This window comes from Cupriavidus sp. NPDC089707, from assembly GCF_044748965.1.
Lineage (GTDB): Bacteria > Pseudomonadota > Gammaproteobacteria > Burkholderiales > Burkholderiaceae > Cupriavidus.
The window spans coordinates 104,415-122,792 of the sequence record NZ_JBIVHB010000005.1 but is presented as its reverse complement, the minus strand read 5'-3'; the positions used below and the strand labels follow the sequence as shown (position 1 = coordinate 122,792).

The window sequence follows — 18,378 nt, the reverse complement described above, 5'->3', positions numbered from 1 at the left end:
CCAGCGGGCAGTTTACCTTGTGTGGGGGCCGCGCTCCGGAATTGCCGCCGCAACGGCTCTCCGGGGCCCCGCGAACTCCCGCCCGGTCAGGCGGGATAGGTTCCGGTCTGCGCCATCCGCATCAGGCGCGCGATGCGTTCCTCGGTCGCCGGGTGGGTCGAGAACAGGTTGGCGATGCCGCCGCCCGCGAGCGGGTTCATGATCATCATCTGTGCCGTGGCCGGGTGCTCCTCGGCCGCCTGGAACGGGATGCCCTGCGCGTAGCGGTGGATCTTGTCCAGCGCGCTGGCCAGCGCCTGCGGGTCGCCGCTGATCTCGGCGCCGCCGCGGTCGGCCTCGAACTCGCGCGCGCGCGAGATCGCCATCTGGATCAGCGCGGCCGCCAGCGGTGCCAGGATCGCTACCGCGATGCTGGCGATGGGATTGGTGCGGTTGCCGTTTTCGTCGCGGCCGCCGAAGAACATCGCCATGTTGGCCAGCGCCGAAATGGCACCGGCCATGGTCGCGGCGATGGTCGAGGTCAGGATGTCGCGATGGCGCACGTGCGCCAGCTCATGCGCCATCACGCCGCGCAGCTCGCGCTCGGACAGTACGCGCAGGATGCCGGTGGTCGCCGCCACCGCGGCGTGTTCCGGGTTGCGGCCGGTGGCGAAGGCGTTCGGCGCGTCTTCATTGATCAGGTAGACGCGCGGCATCGGCAGGTTGGCGCGCTGCGCCAGCTCCTGCACCATGCCGTAGAACTGCGGCGCGGTACTGGCGTCGACTTCCTGCGCGTTGTACATGCGCAGGACCATCTTGTCCGAGAACCAGTAGGAAAAGAAGTTCATGCCGAGCGCGAGCAACAGCGCCATCATCATGCCGCTGCGTCCGCCGATCATGCCGCCGATGACGATGAACAGCGCCGTGATGGCCGCCATCAGCATGAAGGTCTTGACCCAGTTGAACATTGCGGTGATCTCCATGTAGTGGACCGTGCCGGCCGCTGCAAGACTTTGCAAAACATGCCGGCGCGATGACCGTTAGATAGGGGCCAACACCAGAAAATTCAACTGCTTGCGGAGGATGCTGTCCAGCCGCCGCACCATGGCGCATGGCGCACACGAAGTTGTTTGCCGCGCTGATTTGACCGATTATGCCTGCGCCGCCTCATTGCCGGGGACCGCGCAGCGCGTGCCCGGCGGCAGCGGCATGGCCTGCAGGAACTGCTGCGCCGGCTGGCGGCGCCCGCCCGGCTTCTGCAGCTCGGTGACCTGCAGGGCGCTGCCGTCGCCGCAGGCGATGATGATACCGCCGGCATCGGCCGCCAGCACCGTGCCGGGCGGGTGCGGCAGGTTGCCGGCCGCGGCCAGCGGCAGCGCCTGCCAGCACTTGATGACAGTATCGCCGACCTGCACGGTGGCGCCGGGGAACGGGTTGAAGGCGCGCACCTGGCTGGCCAGCGCCGTGGCCGGGCGGCGCAGGTCCAGCGGCGCCTCGTCCTTGGCGATCTTCTCGGCGTAGGTGACCCCGGCTTCGGGCTGCTTTGTCGCCGCCAGCGCGCGGCCAGCGGCCAGTTCCTGCAGCGCCGCGACGGTCATGCGCGCGCCCAGCGCGGCCAGCTTGTCGTGCAGCGTGCCGGTGGTGTCGTCGGCGCCGATCGGCACGGCCTCGCGCGTGAGCATGTCGCCGGTGTCCAGGCCTTCGTCCATCTGCATCAGCGTGATGCCGGTCTCGGCATCGCCGGCTTCGATGGCGCGGTGGATTGGTGCCGCGCCGCGCCAGCGCGGCAGCAGCGAACCGTGGATATTGAGGCAGCCCAGGCGCGGCAACTCCAGCACCTCGGCCGGCAGGATCAGGCCGTAGGCGGCGACCACCATCACATCGGGGGCGAGTTCCGCCAGCGTGTCCACGGCCGCCGCGGCCTCTTCCGGATACTTGCCTTGCCGGCGCAGTGAACGGGGCTGCAGCACGGGCCCGAGGCCGTTGGCTAGCGCGAATTGCTTGACCGGACTCGCTTGCAGCTGCATGCCGCGGCCCGCGGGCCGGTCCGGCTGCGTCAGCATGGCCACCACGGGAAAGCCGGCGGCGTGGATGGCTTCAAGCGCGACGCGCGCGAACTCGGGCGTGCCGGCAAAGGCGACACGCAGGGGCTTGGCTTGGGACATGGCAGGTTCCGAGGTGAATACTGGCTGAAAGCGCAACCGGCCGCTATCGCGGCCGGTACGTTTGTTCTTCGGAAGTCATAAAGATAGCAGACCCCGCGCGCGTGTCGAGCGCAGGCGGCGGATTCCGCCGTGCTGTTACATCTTCGCGCGGAGGCCGCGCCGACTTACATGCGCGTGCGTTCGCGCTTCTGCAGCTTGCTCTTGATGCGGTTCAGCTTGAGCGGCGACAGGTACTCGACGAACACCTTGCCGCGCAGGTGGTCGATCTCGTGCTGGATACATACGGCCAGCAGATCGTCGGCGTCCAGCTCGAAGGTCTCGCCCTTCTCGTTGAGCGCGCGCACGCGCACGCGGTCGGGGCGCTCGACGCGGTCATAGACCTCGGGCACCGACAGGCAGCCCTCTTCCCATACCTTGCGGTTGTCGCTGGCCCAGACGATTTCCGGATTGATAAAGACCTGGAGCTGGTCGCGCGTTTCGGAAACGTCGATTACCACCACCTGCTCATGGACGTTCACCTGCGTCGCGGCGAGGCCGATGCCCGGTGCTTCGTACATGGTCTCGGCCATGTCCTTCACCAGCTGGCGGATGCGGTCGTCCACGGCCGCGACGGGTTTCGCGACGGTGTGCAGGCGGGGATCGGGGTAGGTCAGGATGTCGAGTTTTGCCATGATGCTAGGGCGCAACGCCCGACTGGGCGAGCGGCTCCGCCGCGTTGCGGCGTCGGGACTTTACATGCAGAATCGGGGCGCCAGTACAAAAAATCAAGGCGCGCCGAAGCAGGCACGCTCTCCAGGGTCAATCCGGCCGAACCACCGGCCGGTTCAGGAAAATGCGCGATCTTACCAAAGAACACCAGGCGGCGTCGGGCCGCAGGCTGCACGCGTTCACCCTTACATTGCTGAGTGCCGCCGGCATCACTGCTGCGGCAAGCCTGTCCGTCCGGGCCGCTGACCTGACGGTCACGGCGGCGCAGCAGGCCGAGGCCCAGCGCACTGCCCGCCAGGGTATCCCGATTGCCGATCTCGCCCCCAATGCGCCCTCGCAGTACACCGTGCGCAATGGCGATACGCTGTGGGGGATTTCGGGGCGCTACCTGCGCCAGCCGTGGCGCTGGCCCGAGTTGTGGGGCATGAACCAGCAGCAGATCCGCAACCCGCACCTGATTTACCCCGGCCAGATCCTGTACCTGATCCAGCGCGACGGCCGCGCCTGGCTGTCGACCACCCCCGCCGGCAACGGGACAGTGCAGCTGTCGCCACGCGTGCGTGGCGGCGACGCGGACGGCGCCGCCATCCTCAGCATTTCCGCCAGCGATATCGAGCCGTTCCTGATCCGCCCGCTGGTGGTCGACGAAGGCACGCTTGCAACGTCGGCAAGGATCGTCGCGGTGCCCGAATCGCGGGTGTACCTGGGCCGCGACGACAGCGCCTACGCGCGTGGCATTGCCGCCGATGCGCCGGCCGGCAGCGACTGGCAGGCCTATCGGCCAGTCACGCCGGTGCGCGATCCGGTCACCAACGCCGTGCTGGGCTATGAGGCCGAATACGAAGGCAACGCCCGGCTGGCGCGCGGCGCGCAGGGTCCCGACGCGGTGTCTACGCTGCAGGTCACGCAGGCCCAGCAAGAGATGGGCGTGGGCACGCTGCTGATGCCGCAGCCGGCGCGCGAAGCGGTGCGCTACGTGCCGCACGCGCCTGATGCCGAGGTCGACGGCCGCGTTGCCAAGGTCTATGGTGGCGTCGAATTCGGCGGTGCCAAGCAGGTGGTGGTGCTCAACGTCGGCAGCAAGGCCGGGCTCGAGCCCGGGCAAGTGCTGGCGCTGTCGCGCGCCGGCGAGACCGTGCGCGACCGGACCGATCAGAACCGCAGCATCCGCCTGCCCGACGAGCGCTATGGGCTCGCCTTTGTCTTCCGTGTGTTCCCCGGCGTGGCATATGCGCTGGTGACCGACGCCTCCAACGTGATCGCGGTCGGCGATCGCGCCACCTCGCCGCGCTGAACCGGCCTTGGGGGACGGCGTGAACGCATTGCCCCTGGCCGGCGTGATTCGGCAGGACACCACGCGGCAGGGCACCACGCGCGAGCCCGCGGACGTGCTCGCATGGCTGCGGCTGGCCAACGCACCCGGCGTCGGCCCGGTGGCCGCGCAGCGCCTGCTGTCGGCGTTCGGGCTGCCACAGCAGGTGCTGGCGCAAAGCGTGGCGGCGCTTTCGTCGGTGGTGCCGGCCAGGCTGGCGCGCGCCGTGCTGGCCGCACCCGGCGCCGCGGTGTCGGTGCTGGCCGGACGAACGCTGCGCTGGCTCGACGCGCCCGGCAACCACCTCGTCACGCTTGCCGACGACGCTTATCCCAGGCGCCTGTTCGACCTGGCCGATCCGCCGCCGCTGCTATATGTCCAGGGCGATCCCGCCATGCTGGCCCGCCCCGCCGTGGCCATCGTCGGCGCGCGCTCGGCCACCGCGCAGGGCACGCGCGACGCGCTGGCATTCGGACGCGCCTTGTCCGAGTCGGGGCTGACGGTGGTGTCGGGACTGGCGCTGGGTATCGACGCGGCGGCCCATGCGGGCGGCCTGAGCGGCTGCGGTGGCACCGTGGCGGTGACCGGCACCGGGGCCGACCGGGTCTATCCTGCGGAGAACCTTTCCTTGGCGCGCGAAGTGGCGCAGCGCGGCGCCATCGTCACCGAGTTCCCCCTCGGCATGCGCGGGTTGGCGGCCAATTTCCCGCGGCGCAACCGCATCATCGCGGCGCTTGCGCGCGGCGTGCTGGTGGTCGAGGCGGCAACGCGCTCGGGCTCGCTGATCACGGCGCGGCTGGCGGCGGAGCTCGGGCGCGAGGTGTTCGCGATCCCGGGCTCGATCCACGCACCGTTGTCGCGGGGCTGCCACCAGTTGATCGGCCAGGGAGCGAAGCTGGTGGAGTCGGTCGGGGACGTGCTCGACGAACTTGGCGTCCCCGCCCCGCCCCGGGCCGCCGCGGCCCCGGACCACGATGCCACCGGCAAGGCTGGACTTTCAGAACCGGCTGATACCCTGTTGCCGGCACTCGGCTACGATCCGGTTACGCTGGACGCCCTATGCGAGCGCAGCGGCCAGCCCCCGGAGACGATCGCGGCGCGCCTGCTCGAGCTGGAACTGGCCGGCGCGGCCGAACGTCTACCGGGAAACCTGTTCCGGCGCCTCGGCTGAACCAGGGGTGTTGCTGCAGCAAGAGGGGTGCAGCCCCGATACCGATACAATCGCCGGCATCCGCATGCCGCGGGCGCCTCATGATTCCGATGCCATGACCGTTTACTTTCCCGAGCGTGACGCCGCCGCCATTGCCGAATGCCTGGCCGCGCGGCCACAGGGCCGTCTGGTGGCGTGCCTGTGCGCGCAGTGGTGCGGCACCTGCCGGGATTACCTGAAGGTGCTGGCGGAACTGGCCGGGCGCCATCCGCGGGACTGCTTCGTCTGGATCGATATCGAGACCCATGCCGACGCGCTCGGCGATATCGACATCGAGAACTTCCCGACGCTGCTGGTACAGCCTGCGTCGGGCGCCGCGCCGCAGTTCTATGGCACGCTGCTGCCGCATGTCGAGGTGCTGGAACGCATGCTGACGCGCGGTGGCGCGATGCCGGCAAGCGCCGAAGATGTGCCACAGGTGCTGGACTGGTTACTTGCCGGGGGCCGTGGCGCCGCGTAGGCGGTGCCGGCGGTGACGACGGGGCTTGCTTGCACCGTCGTTGAAACCGCGCTTATTATTGGCGCCTCAAAGCCTCCCGGCGTTCTGATTCCTACGTTTGCAGTGCAATTAGCGGGTTGCCGGAAGCGGCTCGCAAGGACCCTTTCCCATGTCAAAAGCCCTCATCATCGCGGAAAAACCGTCGGTCGCGGCGGATATCGCCCGTGCCCTCGGGGGGTTTACCAAGCACGACGAGTATTTCGAGAGCGACGGTTACGTGCTGTCTTCGGCAGTCGGCCACCTGGTCGAGATTGCCGCCCCGGACGAATACGAGGTCAAGCGCGGCAAATGGAGTTTTGCCAACCTGCCGGTGATCCCGCCGCATTTTGACCTGCGCCCGATCGCCAAGACGGAGTCGCGCCTGAAGGTCCTGAACCGCCTGATCAAGCGCAAGGACGTGACCGCGCTGATCAACGCCTGTGACGCGGGGCGCGAGGGGGAACTGATCTTCCGCCTGATCGCGCAGCAGGCCAAGGCCAAGCAGCCGATCCGCCGCCTGTGGCTGCAGTCGATGACGCCGCAGGCCATCCGCGATGGCTTCGCCAGCCTGCGCGAGGACGAGGACATGCTGCCGCTGGCCGACGCCGCGCGCTGCCGCTCCGAGGCCGACTGGCTGGTCGGCATCAACGGCACGCGCGCCATGACCGCCTTCAACAGCAAGGGCGGCGGCTTCTTCCTGACCACGGTGGGCCGCGTGCAGACGCCGACGCTGTCGATCGTGGTCGAGCGCGAAGAGAAGATCAAGCACTTCGTGCCGCGCGATTACTGGGAAGTGCGCGCCGAGTTCATCGCTGCCGCGGGCCTTTACGAGGGCCGCTGGTTCGACCCCAAGTTCAAGAAGAGCGAATTCGATCCCGAGGCGCGCGAGTCGCGCCTGTGGAGCGAAGCCGAGGCCAAGAGTATCGTTGCCGCCTGCCGCGACAAGCCGGGCACCGTCACCGAGGAATCCAAGCCGTCGACGCAGCAGTCGCCGGCGCTGTTCGACCTGACCACGCTGCAGCGCGAGGCCAACTCGCGCTTCGGCTTCTCGGCCAAGAACACGCTGGGCCTGGCGCAGGCGCTGTATGAGAAGCACAAGGTCCTGACCTACCCGCGTACCGACGCGCGCGCGCTGCCCGAGGACTACCTGGACACGGTCAAGCAGACCATGGACATGCTGGCCGACAGTTCGCCCAACTACCTGCCGCACGCCAAGAAGATCCTGGCGCAGGGCTGGGTCAAGCCGAACAAGAAGATCTTCGACAACAGCAAGATCAGCGACCACTTCGCCATCATCCCGACGCTGCAGGCGCCCAAGAACCTGTCCGAGCCGGAGCAGAAGCTGTACGACCTGGTGGTGCGCCGCTTCCTGGCGGTGTTCTTCCCGGCGGCCGAGTTCCAGGTCACCACCCGCATCACGGAAGTTGCCGGCCACCACTTCAAGACCGAAGGCAAGGTGCTGGTCAACCCGGGCTGGCTGGTGATCTACGGCCGCGAGGCCCAGGGCGACAAGGATGCCGCCAACCTGGTGCCGGTGGCCAAGGACGAGAAGGTCAAGACCGACAAGGTCGAGAGCGTCGGCCTGACCACCAAGCCGCCCGCGCGCTACAACGAAGCCACGCTGCTGTCCGCCATGGAAGGCGCCGGCAAGCTGGTGGACGACGACGCGCTGCGCGAAGCCATGGCCGGCAAGGGCCTGGGCACCCCGGCCACGCGCGCGGCCATCATCGAAGGCCTGCTGACCGAAAAGTACCTGGTGCGCGAAGGCCGCGAGCTGATCCCCACCGCCAAGGCGTTCCAGCTGATGACGCTGCTGCGCGGCCTGGGCGTGCAGGAACTGACGCAGGCCGAACTGACCGGCGAGTGGGAGCACAAGCTCTCGCAGATCGAGCGCGGGCGCCTGAAGCGCGACGAGTTCATGCTTGAGATCGCGCAAATGACGCAGCAGATCGTCAAGCGCGCCAAGGAATACGACAGCGACACTATCCCGGGCGACTACGCCACGCTGGACACGCCGTGCCCGCAGTGCGGCGGGCAGGTCAAGGAGAACTATCGCCGCTTTGCCTGCACCGCGTGCGAGTTCTCGATCAGCAAGATCCCGGGCGGGCGTCAGTTCGAGATCGAAGAGGTCGAGGAACTGCTGCTGAAGAAGGAAATCGGTCCGCTGCAGGGCTTCCGCAGCAAGATGGGCCGCCCGTTCGCCGCCATCCTCAAGCTGGGCAAGGACGACGAAGGCCATTTCAAGATGGAATTCGACTTCGGCCAGAACGACGACGAGGGCGACGGCGAACCGGTCGACTTCAGCGGCCAGGAGCCGGTTGGCACCTGCCCCAAATGCGGCGGTGCCGTGTTCGAGCATGGCATGAAGTATGTCTGCGAGAACAGCGTGGCCAGCCCCAAGAGCTGCGACTTCACCACCGGCAAGATCATCCTGCAGCAGGAGATCAGCCGCGAGCAGATCGGCAAGTTGCTCAATGACGGCAAGACCGACCTGCTGACCGGCTTCAAGTCGTCGCGCACCGGCCGCAACTTCAAGGCCTTCCTGGTCAAGCAGCCGGACGGCAAGATCGGCTTCGAGTTCGAGGCGCGCGAGCCCAAGCCGGGCGCCAAGACCGCGGCCAAGACGGCTTCGCGCGGCGCGGCCAAGGCGGCGGATGCCGAGCCCGCGGCGGCCAAGTCCGCGGCTACCAAGACGGCGGCCACGAAAGCGGCGGCCACGAAAGCAGCGGCGAAGAAGACCGCCGCCACCAAGACCACCGCCACCAAGACCGCGGCCAAAAAGGTGCCCGCCAAGAGCGCGGCGCGCAAGACCGCTGTCGAAGCCGGCGAGTGACACCGTAAAGGCAAAGGGGCCCGCAAGGGCCCCTTGTGCAATCCGGAATCGGCTTTTCGGGCTTTACTGGCTGACGCTATGCGCCGCGTGACGCGGCTCGACGCCCTCCGCCTTACCCTTCACCTGCCCTTCTTCCAGCAGGAAATCGATGAACGCACGGACCTTGGTCGGCAGGAACTTCCGGCTCGGGTAGACCACGCTGACGTCGCGCCGTGGCAACTGGTACTGCGGCAACACATGGACCAGCTTGCCGGACTCGATATTCGGCCGGGCCAGGTAGGAAGACAGCATGGCCACGCCCATATTGGCCAGCGCAGCCTGGTGCGCCAGCTCGGCGTTGCTGCACAGCAGGCCAGGGCGGATCGGCACGGTCACCTCGCCCTCGGGGCCCAGCAGCGTCCATTCGTGTTCGGCGTTGGGCAGCTTCATCGCGATGCAGCGGTGATGGCTGAGCTCGTGCGCATGGCGCAGCGGTGCATGCGCGGCCACGTAGCCAGGCGACGCGCACAGAATCACCTCGGCCGATATCAGCGGGCGCGCGACCAGGTGCGAGCCCAGGCCCAGGTCTGACAGCATCACAGCCACGTCGCGGCCTTCTTCGACGATGTCGACGTTGCGGTCAGACAGCAGCACGTCGAACACCACATCCGGATAAAGCTGTTGGAAGCGCGACAGCAGTTCGGGCAGCAGATGCAGGCCGAACATCACCGGCGTCACCAGCCGCAGCGTGCCCGACAACGACTGGCTGCGCGCAGCGACCACGCTTTCGGCCTCTTCCACGTCTTCGAGGATCTGCTGGCAGCGCTGCAGGTAGGTTTCGCCGGCGTCGGTCAGCGACAGGCTGCGGGTGGTGCGGTTCAGTAGCCGGGTGCCGAGATGGCTTTCCAGGTCCGCGACGTACCGGGTGACCACGGCGTTAGACATTTCCAGCTGTTGCGCTGCACGCGCGAAGCTTCCAAGTTCCACCACCTTGGAAAACACACGCATCGATTGCAGGCGATCCATGACATAGTCTCCCGGTTCTGCGCTGAATCCTTACGCGATCAGGCTATTTTATTGTTGGAATCAGAATTAATCATTGTGGATTCCGATATTTATTGATATCAGGGAAATGCCTAATATCTAGCTATCGGATGCCGCAATGCAACAATTCCCTTTCGCCGAAGTGCCGGCTGAGGCATCCAAGCTATACAGAAGGCCTGAATCATGAAAAACCGCTCCGCCCTGATTGCTGTCGCCACCATCGCCGCCGCCCTGTCGGCCACGCCGGCCTTTGCCAAGGCAGGCAAGTTCGATGTGTTTACCGACGCTGCCAAGGTGGCCAAGTTCGACGTCTATACGGACGGCGCCAAGGCCGGCAAGTACGACGTGTTCACCGACGGTGCCAAGGCTGGCAAGTTCGACGCCTTCACCGATGGCGCCCGCGCCGGCAAGTTCGACGCCTTTACCGACGGCGCCAAGTACGACACTGGTAGCGATCGCGCGCCGCTGTAAGCGGCCCATCCCTCCGGGGCCGCCACAGGCAACAAGGCTCCTGCAAGCGCGATCCGGGGCCGCTCCTCCCCAGAGCGGCCCCTTCTGTATCTGCCTGGTCTCCAACTGGCTTTGGGAGAGTGCGCGAACGCCCTCTCCGACTTTATTGGAGAAGAAGCCCGCCTCCGGCATGTCCGGGTGCGGGCTTCTTTGTTTCGGGGTGCGGCAGGCCGAATGCCGCACCTGAGCGATTATGCCTCACGGCGCAAATAAAAAAACGGGCCCTTGCGGCCCGTTCTTCCTATCCCGACAGATCAGTCGTCGTGGTGATGGTGATGCTTGTGCTTCTTGCGCTTGTAGTGGCTCTTGTAATAACGACGACGGTCATCGTCATACGAATTGCTGCGCGAGACATTGCCGCCAAGCGCCGCACCGGCACCACCGCCCAGGCCTGCACCGATCAGGCCGCCGGTACGGCCGCCCATGGCGTTGCCCGCCGCGGTACCTGCACCGCCGCCGAGTGCGCCGCCGATGATGGCGCCGGTGCGCTCACGACGGTTGGAGGTCACTGCGCCGCCGGCGCCGCCGCCCACCGCGCCACCGATCACAGCGCCGGTGCTGCCACCCAGCGCACCGCCCACTGCGGCACCGGCAACACCGCCGAGTGCGCCGCCCAGGGCGTTGTTCATGTCGCTCGCGACGGCCGGCAGCGCGCAGGCCGCCAGGGCGAGTGCAATGGTCAGATTGCGAACGGGATGGCGAGTCATACGTTTTGTCCTTTGAATTGCCATGATGAGTCGCAAGTGTAGAGAAGGCGCCCCACCCTTGCTGTAACTACCTGTAAAGCCCTGTAACCCCCCACAGAAACGACGTAACCGGACAATAAAAACGCGGGGAAAATACAACACTTAACAAAAAGACAGGCGACCATGTGATCGCCTGTCTGCTTTGTCTGCATCCGGGAAGCAGCCCGGATGCCTTTCATCGTGTGCTCAACAACACTTGCCTTGCCCGCCGCCGTACCGCGCTTCCTGGCGCTCGCGGAAGAACTCTTCATAGCTCATGGGCGCGCGGTCCGGGTGGGTGCTCTCCATGTGCGCCACATAGGTCTGGTAGTCGGGCAGGCCGACCATCAGCCGCAGCGACTGTCCGAGATAACGCCCCATCGTACCCAGTTGGTCCAGCATGGCGGGCTCCTTGTCGAGGTCAGGGTCAGGGTCAGGACTGGACCGAAGCAGCGCCCGGCAGCGGCTCGAACGGCGTTTCCTTGTCGGTCGGGCGGGTCACGGCGCGGGCCTGCAGCGCGGTCTTGAAGCCGTAGAACACGATCGACAGCACCACCACCATGAACAGCGCGCACAGGCCGGCGTCCAGGTAATCGTTGAAGACGATGCGGTGCATCTGCTCCATCGACTTGGCCGGGGCCAGCACCTTGCCTTCCGCAATGGCGGCGCTGAACTTGGCGGCGTGGGTCAGGAAACTGATCTTCGGGTCGGCATGGAACAGCTTCTGCCAGCCGGCGGTCAGCGTGCAGATCAGCAGCCAGATGGTCGGGACCAGCGTGACCCAGGCGTACTGGCCGCGCTTCATCTTGACCAGTACGCAGGTGCCCAGCACCAGCGCCACCGCGGCCAGCATCTGGTTGGAGATGCCGAACAGCGGCCACAGCGTGTTGATGCCGCCCAGCGGATCGACCACGCCCTGGTACAGGAAGTAGCCCCAGGCCGCCACACACAGTCCGGTGGCGATCAGGTTGGCCGGCAGCGAGTCGGTCTTGCGCATCGACGGGATGAAGCTGCCCAGCAGGTCCTGCAGCATGAAGCGGCCGGCACGGGTGCCCGCGTCGACGGCGGTCAGGATGAACAGTGCCTCGAACAGGATGGCGAAGTGGTACCAGAACGCCATCATGGCCTGGCCGCCCACCACCTGATGCAGGATGTGCGCGATGCCTACAGCCAGCGTCGGCGCGCCGCCGGCTCGCGAGATGATGGTGTTTTCGCCGACGTCCTTGGCGGTCTGCACCAGCACGTCAGGGGTGATCACGAAGCCCCAGGTCGAAACCGCCTGCGCCACCGCTTCCGGCGTGGTGCCGATCACGGCGGCCGGGCTGTTCATGGCGAAGTACACGCCCGGCTCGATCACCGCCGCGGCCACCAGCGCCATGATGGCGACGAAGGACTCGGCCAGCATCGCGCCATAGCCGATGAAGCGAGCGTGGGTCTCGTTCTCCAGCAGCTTGGGCGTGGTGCCCGACGAGATCAGCGCATGGAAGCCCGATACCGCGCCGCAGGCGATGGTAATGAACAGGAACGGGAACAGGTTGCCCGACCACACCGGGCCGCCGCCGTCGGCGAACTGCGTGAAGGCCGGCATCTTCAGCTCCGGCGCCACGATCACGATGCCCACCGCCAGCGCGATGATGGTGCCGATCTTCAGGAAGGTCGACAGGTAGTCGCGGGGGGCCAGCAGCAGCCACACCGGCAGCACGGCGGCGACGAAGCCGTAGATGATCAGCATCCAGGTCAGCGCCTTGCCGTCGTAGGTGAACAGCGGGGCCAGCGTCGCGCTTTCATGCACGTACTGGCCGCCGATGATCGCCAGCATCAGCAGCACGAAGCCGATCACCGACACTTCGCCGATGCGGCCCGGGCGGATGTAGCGGGTGTAGATGCCCATGAAGATGGCGATGGGGATGGTCACCGCCACGGTGAAGGTGCCCCACGGCGAGTCGGCCAGCGCCTTCACGACGATCAGCGCCAGCACCGCGAGGATGATGATCATGATCATGAAGCAGCCGAACAGCGCGATCAGGCCCGGCACCGTGCCCATTTCGGACTTGACCAGGTCGCCCAGCGAACGGCCGTCGCGGCGCGTGGAGATGAACAGCACCATGAAGTCCTGCACCGCGCCGGCGAACACCACGCCGGCCAGCAGCCACAGCATGCCCGGCATATAGCCCATCTGCGCGGCCAGCACCGGGCCGACCAGCGGGCCCGCGCCGGCAATAGCGGCGAAGTGGTGGCCGAACAGGACCGCCTTGTTGGTCGGTACGTAGTCCAGGCCGTCGTTGTAGCGCCAGGCCGGCGTCATGCGTTTCGGGTCAAGCTGCATCACCTTGTCGGCGATAAAGCGGCTGTAGTAGCGGTAGGCGATCAGGTAGATGCAGAGCGCGGCAACCACGATCCACAGCGCGCTGACGGCCTCGCCGCGCGCCAGCGCGACGGTGCCGAAGGCAAACGCGCCGAGCACGGCGACAGCCAGCCACACCAGGTGTTCTCCGATGCGATTCATAGTGAAGGGTCTCCTCAGACCGGGAATGGGAAAGCCTGCGGCGGCGAAGGACTGGTAACTGGCAACGGGCTGGGTCGGCGGCGGGCGCGCCGGGGCGGGCAGCTGGGGCAATCCGGCGGTGAGGGTGTCTCCTGGGATCTGTATGCTGCTCGCCCGGTTCGTGTCGTTTCCGGATCTCGTCTTGCAGGCAGGCGGTGCACCATCCGGGTAGGCCGGTGCACCAGCTGCGTGGACACACGCCGCATGTTGGGGCGGCTTGCGTGTCCGGCGTGTAGTATTGACACCCGCCAAACCCCGCACAAGCGCGTAACTACGCAGCACTTCTGCGTAGTACTACGCAAATCGACGGTGGCATGCCGCCTGCGCGGCATCGGTGTTTACCCCCGGTCCTGTATGAAACTCCGCCAGAAGATCCTGTTGCTCGCGGTGGCCCCCCTCGCGGTGGCCATGCTGGGCATCGCGCTTGCCGTGCGCTACCAGGCGACCCAACTCGCGCAGCATGAGCGCGCGCTGGTCGAAGCCGCCTACCTGCAAAGCAAAGAGACAGAGCTGCGCCACTACGTAGAGCTGGCGCAGAGCGCGATCGCGCCGATGGTCCGCTCCGGCCGCAACGACGCCGCCATGCGGCAGGCGGCGCTGGAGGCGCTGGCCCGGCTCGACTATGGTCCGGACGGCTACTTCTTCCTGTATGACCTGCAAGGCCGCAACCTGATGCACCCGCGCCAGCCCGAGCTGGTCGGCAAGGACCTGTGGACCATGCGTGACGCCCAGGGCACGCTCCCCATCCAGAAACTGATCGCCGCGGCGAAGGGCGGCGGCGGCGCGGTGCGCTACCAGTGGAAGAAGCCGTCGTCGCAGCAGCTCGCGCCCAAGCTTGGCTACGTGGTGGCGGTGCCGGAGTGGGGCTGGATGCTCGGTACCGGCATCTACCTGGATGACGTCGAGCGCACGCTGCGCCAGCTCGATGCACGTGCCGAGACCGACATCCGCGAGACCATGGCGTGGATCGGCGTGATCGCCGCGATCAGCATCCTGCTGGTCGCCGCCAGCGGGCTGGCGCTCAATGTCAGCGAGCACCGCGAGGCCGATGCCAAGCTGCGCCAGCTGGCGCAGCGCGTGGTGCAGTCGCAGGAAGAAGAACGCGCGCGGCTGTCGCGCGAGTTGCACGACGGCATCAGCCAGTTGCTGGTGTCGGTCAAGCTGGTGCTGGAGACCGCCACCAACCGGCTGCGGCTGGCCCCGACCGAAGGCGCCACGGTGGCGCCGGTGCTGGGCATGGCACTGAACCGGCTCGACACGGTTTTCAACGAAGTGCGACGGGTAGCGCGCAATTTGCGGCCGGCGTTGCTGGATGACCTCGGTCTCTTTGCAGCGCTCCAGCACCTGGCGCGCGAGATGCAAGGCGGCAGCCGGCTCCGGATCTCGGTGGTTCAGTCAGGTACCCCGCGCGAGTTGCCCGACGAGCAGGCGACGGCGCTATTCCGCATCGCCCAGGAGGCGCTGACCAACGTGGAGCGCCATGCGAACGCCCGGAATGTCAGCGTGTCCCTGGCCTTCGATGCCGACGCCACGCGGCTGACCGTGCGTGATGACGGCAGCGGCTTCGACGTGGCCCGCATGCAGGTCGATCCGCAGCGCGGCATCGGACTGCGCAATTTGGGCGAGCGCATTGCTGCGCTGTGTGGGCAGTTCGGCATTGTTTCCGGCATCGGCGGCACGGAGCTGGTGGCGGTCTTGCCTCTTGCCAACGCGGCGCCCCGTGCCGCCGTTTCACATGATCCGGTTTCCGCCGGACCTTCGCAGTCATGAATATTTCGTTTGAACCCAACCATGCTGAGGCGCCGGCGCGCGTCTTGCTGATCGACGACCATGCGCTGGTGCGCGACGGGATGCGGATGCACCTGGCGTTGCAGCCCGGCCTGCGCGTGGTGGGCGAAGCCGATGACGGCGAAGCGGCGTTGGCGTGGCTCGATCGTGCCGGCGAGGCTGACCTGCCGGACCTGGTGATCACCGACATTGGCATGCGCGGCATGGGGGGCATTGCGCTGGCCGCGGCGCTGCATGACCGGTATCCCGAGCTGGCGGTGCTGATCGTGTCGATGCACGACAACCTGGAGTATGTGCGGCAGGCAGTGCGGGCCGGCGCACGCGGTTACGTGCTGAAGGATGCGCCGGCAGATGAGCTGATGGCCGCAATCCAGTCGGTGCTGGCCGGGCGCGTGTTCTACAGCGCCCGGATCGCGCGTGGCATGGCCGAGCAGAATCCGGGGCCGCTGGATGCGCTGACCCGTCGCGAGCGCGACATCCTGGGATGCATCGGGCGCGGGATGGCCAACAAGGAGATTGCCGTGCAGTTGGGGGTGTCCGTGCGCACGGTGGAGACCCACCGGCTCAACCTGAAGCGCAAGCTGGGGATCGAGGGGCGAGCGGGATTGGTGAAGTATGCGGTGGAGTCGCTGGGGGATAGCGAGGCGGGATAAAAAAACGCCCGCCTTTGGAAGGCGGGCGTCGATTTGCTCAGGCCTCGCAGAGCAACGATGATTTCTCCCCCTCTCTGTTCAGGAGCGGGGAGCGGACGTGCGCCGGAAGTTAACCCTCCAGCCGCTTGCCGAGCGCCGCGCGCGTTTCCGCCAGCGCCTGCGGCAGATGATGCTTCAGCTGCGTGAACAACTCATCATGCAGCGCCAGCTCCTTCTGCCAGGCATCGCGGTCGATCGACGTCACCTGCTCGAACTGCGCTGGCGAGAAGTCCACGCCGTCCCAGTTCAGATCGGCATACCGCGGCGTGGTGCCGAACACGTGCTCGGCGCCCTGCCCCTTGCCTTCCACGCGGTCGATCATCCACGACAGCACGCGCATGTTCTCGCCAAAGCCCGGCCACACGAAGTTGCCGTCGGCATCCTTGCGGAACCAGTTGACGCAGTAGATCTTCGGCAGCTTGGCGCCTGATGCCTCGAGCTTCTTGCCCAACTCAAGCCAGTGGCCAAAGTAGTCGCTCATGTTGTAGCCACAGAACGGCAGCATCGCAAACGGATCACGACGCACCACACCCTGCTGGCCCGCGGCCGCAGCAGTGGTTTCCGAACCCATGGTGGCAGCCATGTACACGCCCTCGGTCCAGTTGCGTGCCTCGGTCACCAGCGGCACCGTGGTCGAACGGCGGCCACCGAAGATAAACGCATCAATCGGTACGCCCGCCGGGTTGTCCCAGTTTTCGTCGATCGACGGGCACTGCGATGCCGGCGCCGTGAAGCGCGCATTCGGGTGCGCCGCCTTGGCGCCGGTGGCCTTGGCGATCTCCGGCGTCCAGTCCTTGCCCTGCCAGTCGACCAGATGCGCCGGCGCTTCCTTGGTCATGCCTTCCCACCACACGTCGCCGTCATCGGTCAGCGCCACGTTGGTGAAGATGACGTTTTCCTTCAGCGTCGCCATGGCGTTGTAATTGGTCTTCTCGCTGGTGCCCGGTGCCACGCCGAAGTAGCCGGCTTCCGGGTTGATCGCGTACAGGCGGCCATCCTTCCCCGGCTTGATCCAGGCGATATCGTCGCCGATGGTGGTGACCTTCCAGCCCTCGAAAGCCTTGGGCGGGATCAGCATCGCGAAGTTGGTCTTGCCGCAGGCCGACGGGAACGCCGCGGCGACGTGGTACTTTTTGCCTTCCGGCGAGGTCACGCCCAGGATCAGCATGTGCTCGGCCAGCCAGCCTTCATCGCGGCCCATGGTCGAAGCAATGCGGAGCGCGAAGCACTTCTTGCCCAGCAGCGCATTGCCGCCGTAGCCCGAGCCGAACGACCAGATCTCACGCGTTTCCGGGAAATGGACGATGTACTTGGTCGGATTGCACGGCCACGACACATCCTTTTCGCCCGCGGCGAGCGGCTTGCCGACGGTGTGCACGCACGGCACGAACTCGCCGTCGGTGCCCAGCACGTCATACACCGCACGGCCCATGCGCGTCATGATGCGCATATTGACCGCCACGTATGGCGAATCGGACAGTTCCACGCCGATATGCGCGATTGGCGAGCCCAGCGGACCCATCGAGAACGGCACCACGTACAGCGTGCGGCCGCGCATGCAGCCGTCGAACAGGCCGTTCAGCGTCTGGCGCATTTCCGCCGGGGCGGTCCAGTTGTTGGTGGGGCCGGCGTCTTCCTGCCTTTCCGAGCAGATAAAGGTACGATCTTCCACGCGTGCCACGTCCGACGGATCGGACAGCGCCAGGAACGAGTTCTTGCGCTTGGCCGGGTTCAGCCGCTTCATCGTGCCGGCGGCGACCATCTGCTCGCACAGGCGGTCGTATTCTTCCTGCGAACCGTCGCACCAGTAGATATTGTCGGGCTTGGTCAGCGCGGCGATTCCGGCGACCCAGGCGACCAGCTTGGGGTGCTTGACCCAGGCCGGGGCATTCACTGGCGCCGTACCTTGCATCGTGGGGTGGTTCATACTGCAACTCCAGATTTGTAAAGGGAAGAAGGGAAGGGAAGCCTTGCAAAGCCTGGCCGGCGGGCGGTTGGTCCGCTGCTCGCGCGGTGGACGGAGTCGTGGGATCGCGGCATGGCGTCGGTCATGTCCTGATCGTCACATCCCGTTACAACTCCACGGCGACCCGTGTCGTGCAAAAGGTCGCGGCGGTCCCTGCGGCTGCGCTACAGTTGCGCTTCGCCCGCGCAGGGGTAGCTGCGCGCGCCGGGCGGGCTTTGTCCGGCGGCGCCCGTATGTCGGGAGCAAGGCTCGACCGACAATCCGCGGCGGCACCGGAGCGGGCAAGGATACCACTGGCGCACCCCCCTGTTTTTTGCTGCGCAACAATTGACACCATTGTTTCGCAAGAGATGTTCCACCTCGCGGCGGTCCGACATGCTGGCGCCGACGCTGGGTTATCCACAATACTGTTGGGCGGCGCGCGGCTCGGTTGCCGCGCGCACC

General features: G+C 66.6%; 15 protein-coding genes. 7 read left to right on the top strand and 8 right to left on the bottom strand.

Translation table 11 applies throughout. The features are described 5' to 3' along the window. Window positions 1-86: 86 nt before the first annotated feature. The 3 genes from htpX to def form a co-directional block, all read right to left on the bottom strand. Window positions 87-947 (bottom strand): zinc metalloprotease HtpX, encoded by an 861-nt coding sequence (gene htpX / locus ACIP1U_RS10670; RefSeq protein ID WP_400314841.1) that lies wholly within the window; start codon window positions 945-947, stop codon window positions 87-89. Between the two features lie 183 nt (window positions 948-1,130). Further along, window positions 1,131-2,144 (bottom strand): methionyl-tRNA formyltransferase, encoded by a 1,014-nt coding sequence (fmt, locus tag ACIP1U_RS10665; RefSeq protein WP_400314558.1) that lies wholly within the window; start codon window positions 2,142-2,144, stop codon window positions 1,131-1,133. 164 nt (window positions 2,145-2,308) lie between these two features. Continuing rightward, window positions 2,309-2,815, bottom strand: a complete 507-nt coding sequence (def, locus tag ACIP1U_RS10660) for a peptide deformylase (RefSeq protein WP_116320063.1) — start codon at window positions 2,813-2,815, stop codon at window positions 2,309-2,311. 161 nt (window positions 2,816-2,976) lie between these two features. Here def and ACIP1U_RS10655 point away from each other — a divergent pair, with 161 nt between their 5' ends. The 4 genes from ACIP1U_RS10655 (at window position 2,977) to ACIP1U_RS10640 (ending at window position 8,685) form a co-directional block, all read left to right on the top strand. Continuing rightward, a complete protein-coding gene (locus ACIP1U_RS10655; RefSeq protein ID WP_400314556.1) occupies window positions 2,977-4,146 on the top strand; it encodes a LysM peptidoglycan-binding domain-containing protein in 1,170 nt (389 codons plus the stop codon). A gap of 19 nt (window positions 4,147-4,165) precedes the next feature. After that, window positions 4,166-5,335, top strand: coding sequence for a DNA-processing protein DprA (gene dprA / locus ACIP1U_RS10650; protein ID WP_400314555.1), 1,170 nt, complete (start codon window positions 4,166-4,168; stop codon window positions 5,333-5,335). A gap of 94 nt (window positions 5,336-5,429) precedes the next feature. After that, window positions 5,430-5,834 carry a thioredoxin family protein gene (locus tag ACIP1U_RS10645; protein WP_400314554.1) on the top strand — a complete coding sequence of 135 codons (405 nt, stop codon included), beginning with the start codon at window positions 5,430-5,432 and terminating at the stop codon, window positions 5,832-5,834. A gap of 148 nt (window positions 5,835-5,982) precedes the next feature. Beyond that, window positions 5,983-8,685, top strand: a complete 2,703-nt coding sequence (locus ACIP1U_RS10640) for a DNA topoisomerase III (protein ID WP_400314552.1) — start codon at window positions 5,983-5,985, stop codon at window positions 8,683-8,685. 63 nt (window positions 8,686-8,748) lie between these two features. Here ACIP1U_RS10640 and ACIP1U_RS10635 read toward each other — a convergent pair whose 3' ends face one another. Further along, window positions 8,749-9,690 (bottom strand): LysR family transcriptional regulator, encoded by a 942-nt coding sequence (locus ACIP1U_RS10635; RefSeq protein WP_400314551.1) that lies wholly within the window; start codon window positions 9,688-9,690, stop codon window positions 8,749-8,751. Between the two features lie 201 nt (window positions 9,691-9,891). On the opposite strand from ACIP1U_RS10635, the gene ACIP1U_RS10630 reads away from it, so the two are divergent. Continuing rightward, window positions 9,892-10,179, top strand: coding sequence for a hypothetical protein (locus tag ACIP1U_RS10630; RefSeq protein ID WP_400314549.1), 288 nt, complete (start codon window positions 9,892-9,894; stop codon window positions 10,177-10,179). A 293-nt stretch (window positions 10,180-10,472) separates the two neighbouring features. Here ACIP1U_RS10630 and ACIP1U_RS10625 read toward each other — a convergent pair whose 3' ends face one another. The 3 genes from ACIP1U_RS10625 to ACIP1U_RS10615 form a co-directional block, all read right to left on the bottom strand. Beyond that, entirely contained in the window at window positions 10,473-10,925 is a 453-nt protein-coding gene (locus ACIP1U_RS10625; protein WP_400314547.1) for a hypothetical protein, read from the bottom strand. A 225-nt stretch (window positions 10,926-11,150) separates the two neighbouring features. Next, window positions 11,151-11,345, bottom strand: coding sequence for a YbdD/YjiX family protein (locus ACIP1U_RS10620; RefSeq protein WP_092315474.1), 195 nt, complete (start codon window positions 11,343-11,345; stop codon window positions 11,151-11,153). Between the two features lie 31 nt (window positions 11,346-11,376). Further along, window positions 11,377-13,449: a carbon starvation CstA family protein gene (locus tag ACIP1U_RS10615; protein ID WP_400314545.1), complete on the bottom strand. Its 2,073-nt coding sequence runs from the start codon at window positions 13,447-13,449 to the stop codon at window positions 11,377-11,379. A 393-nt stretch (window positions 13,450-13,842) separates the two neighbouring features. Here ACIP1U_RS10615 and ACIP1U_RS10610 point away from each other — a divergent pair, with 393 nt between their 5' ends. Then, window positions 13,843-15,258 (top strand): cache domain-containing protein, encoded by a 1,416-nt coding sequence (locus ACIP1U_RS10610; protein WP_400314544.1) that lies wholly within the window; start codon window positions 13,843-13,845, stop codon window positions 15,256-15,258. After that, window positions 15,255-15,929 (top strand): response regulator, encoded by a 675-nt coding sequence (locus tag ACIP1U_RS10605; RefSeq protein WP_400314543.1) that lies wholly within the window; start codon window positions 15,255-15,257, stop codon window positions 15,927-15,929. The genes ACIP1U_RS10610 and ACIP1U_RS10605 overlap by 4 nt, the downstream gene beginning before the upstream one ends. A 109-nt stretch (window positions 15,930-16,038) precedes the next feature. Here the strand turns inward: ACIP1U_RS10605 and ACIP1U_RS10600 are convergent, their stop codons facing one another. Beyond that, window positions 16,039-17,895 carry a phosphoenolpyruvate carboxykinase (GTP) gene (locus ACIP1U_RS10600; RefSeq protein WP_400314541.1) on the bottom strand — a complete coding sequence of 619 codons (1,857 nt, stop codon included), beginning with the start codon at window positions 17,893-17,895 and terminating at the stop codon, window positions 16,039-16,041. Window positions 17,896-18,378 lie beyond the last annotated feature (483 nt).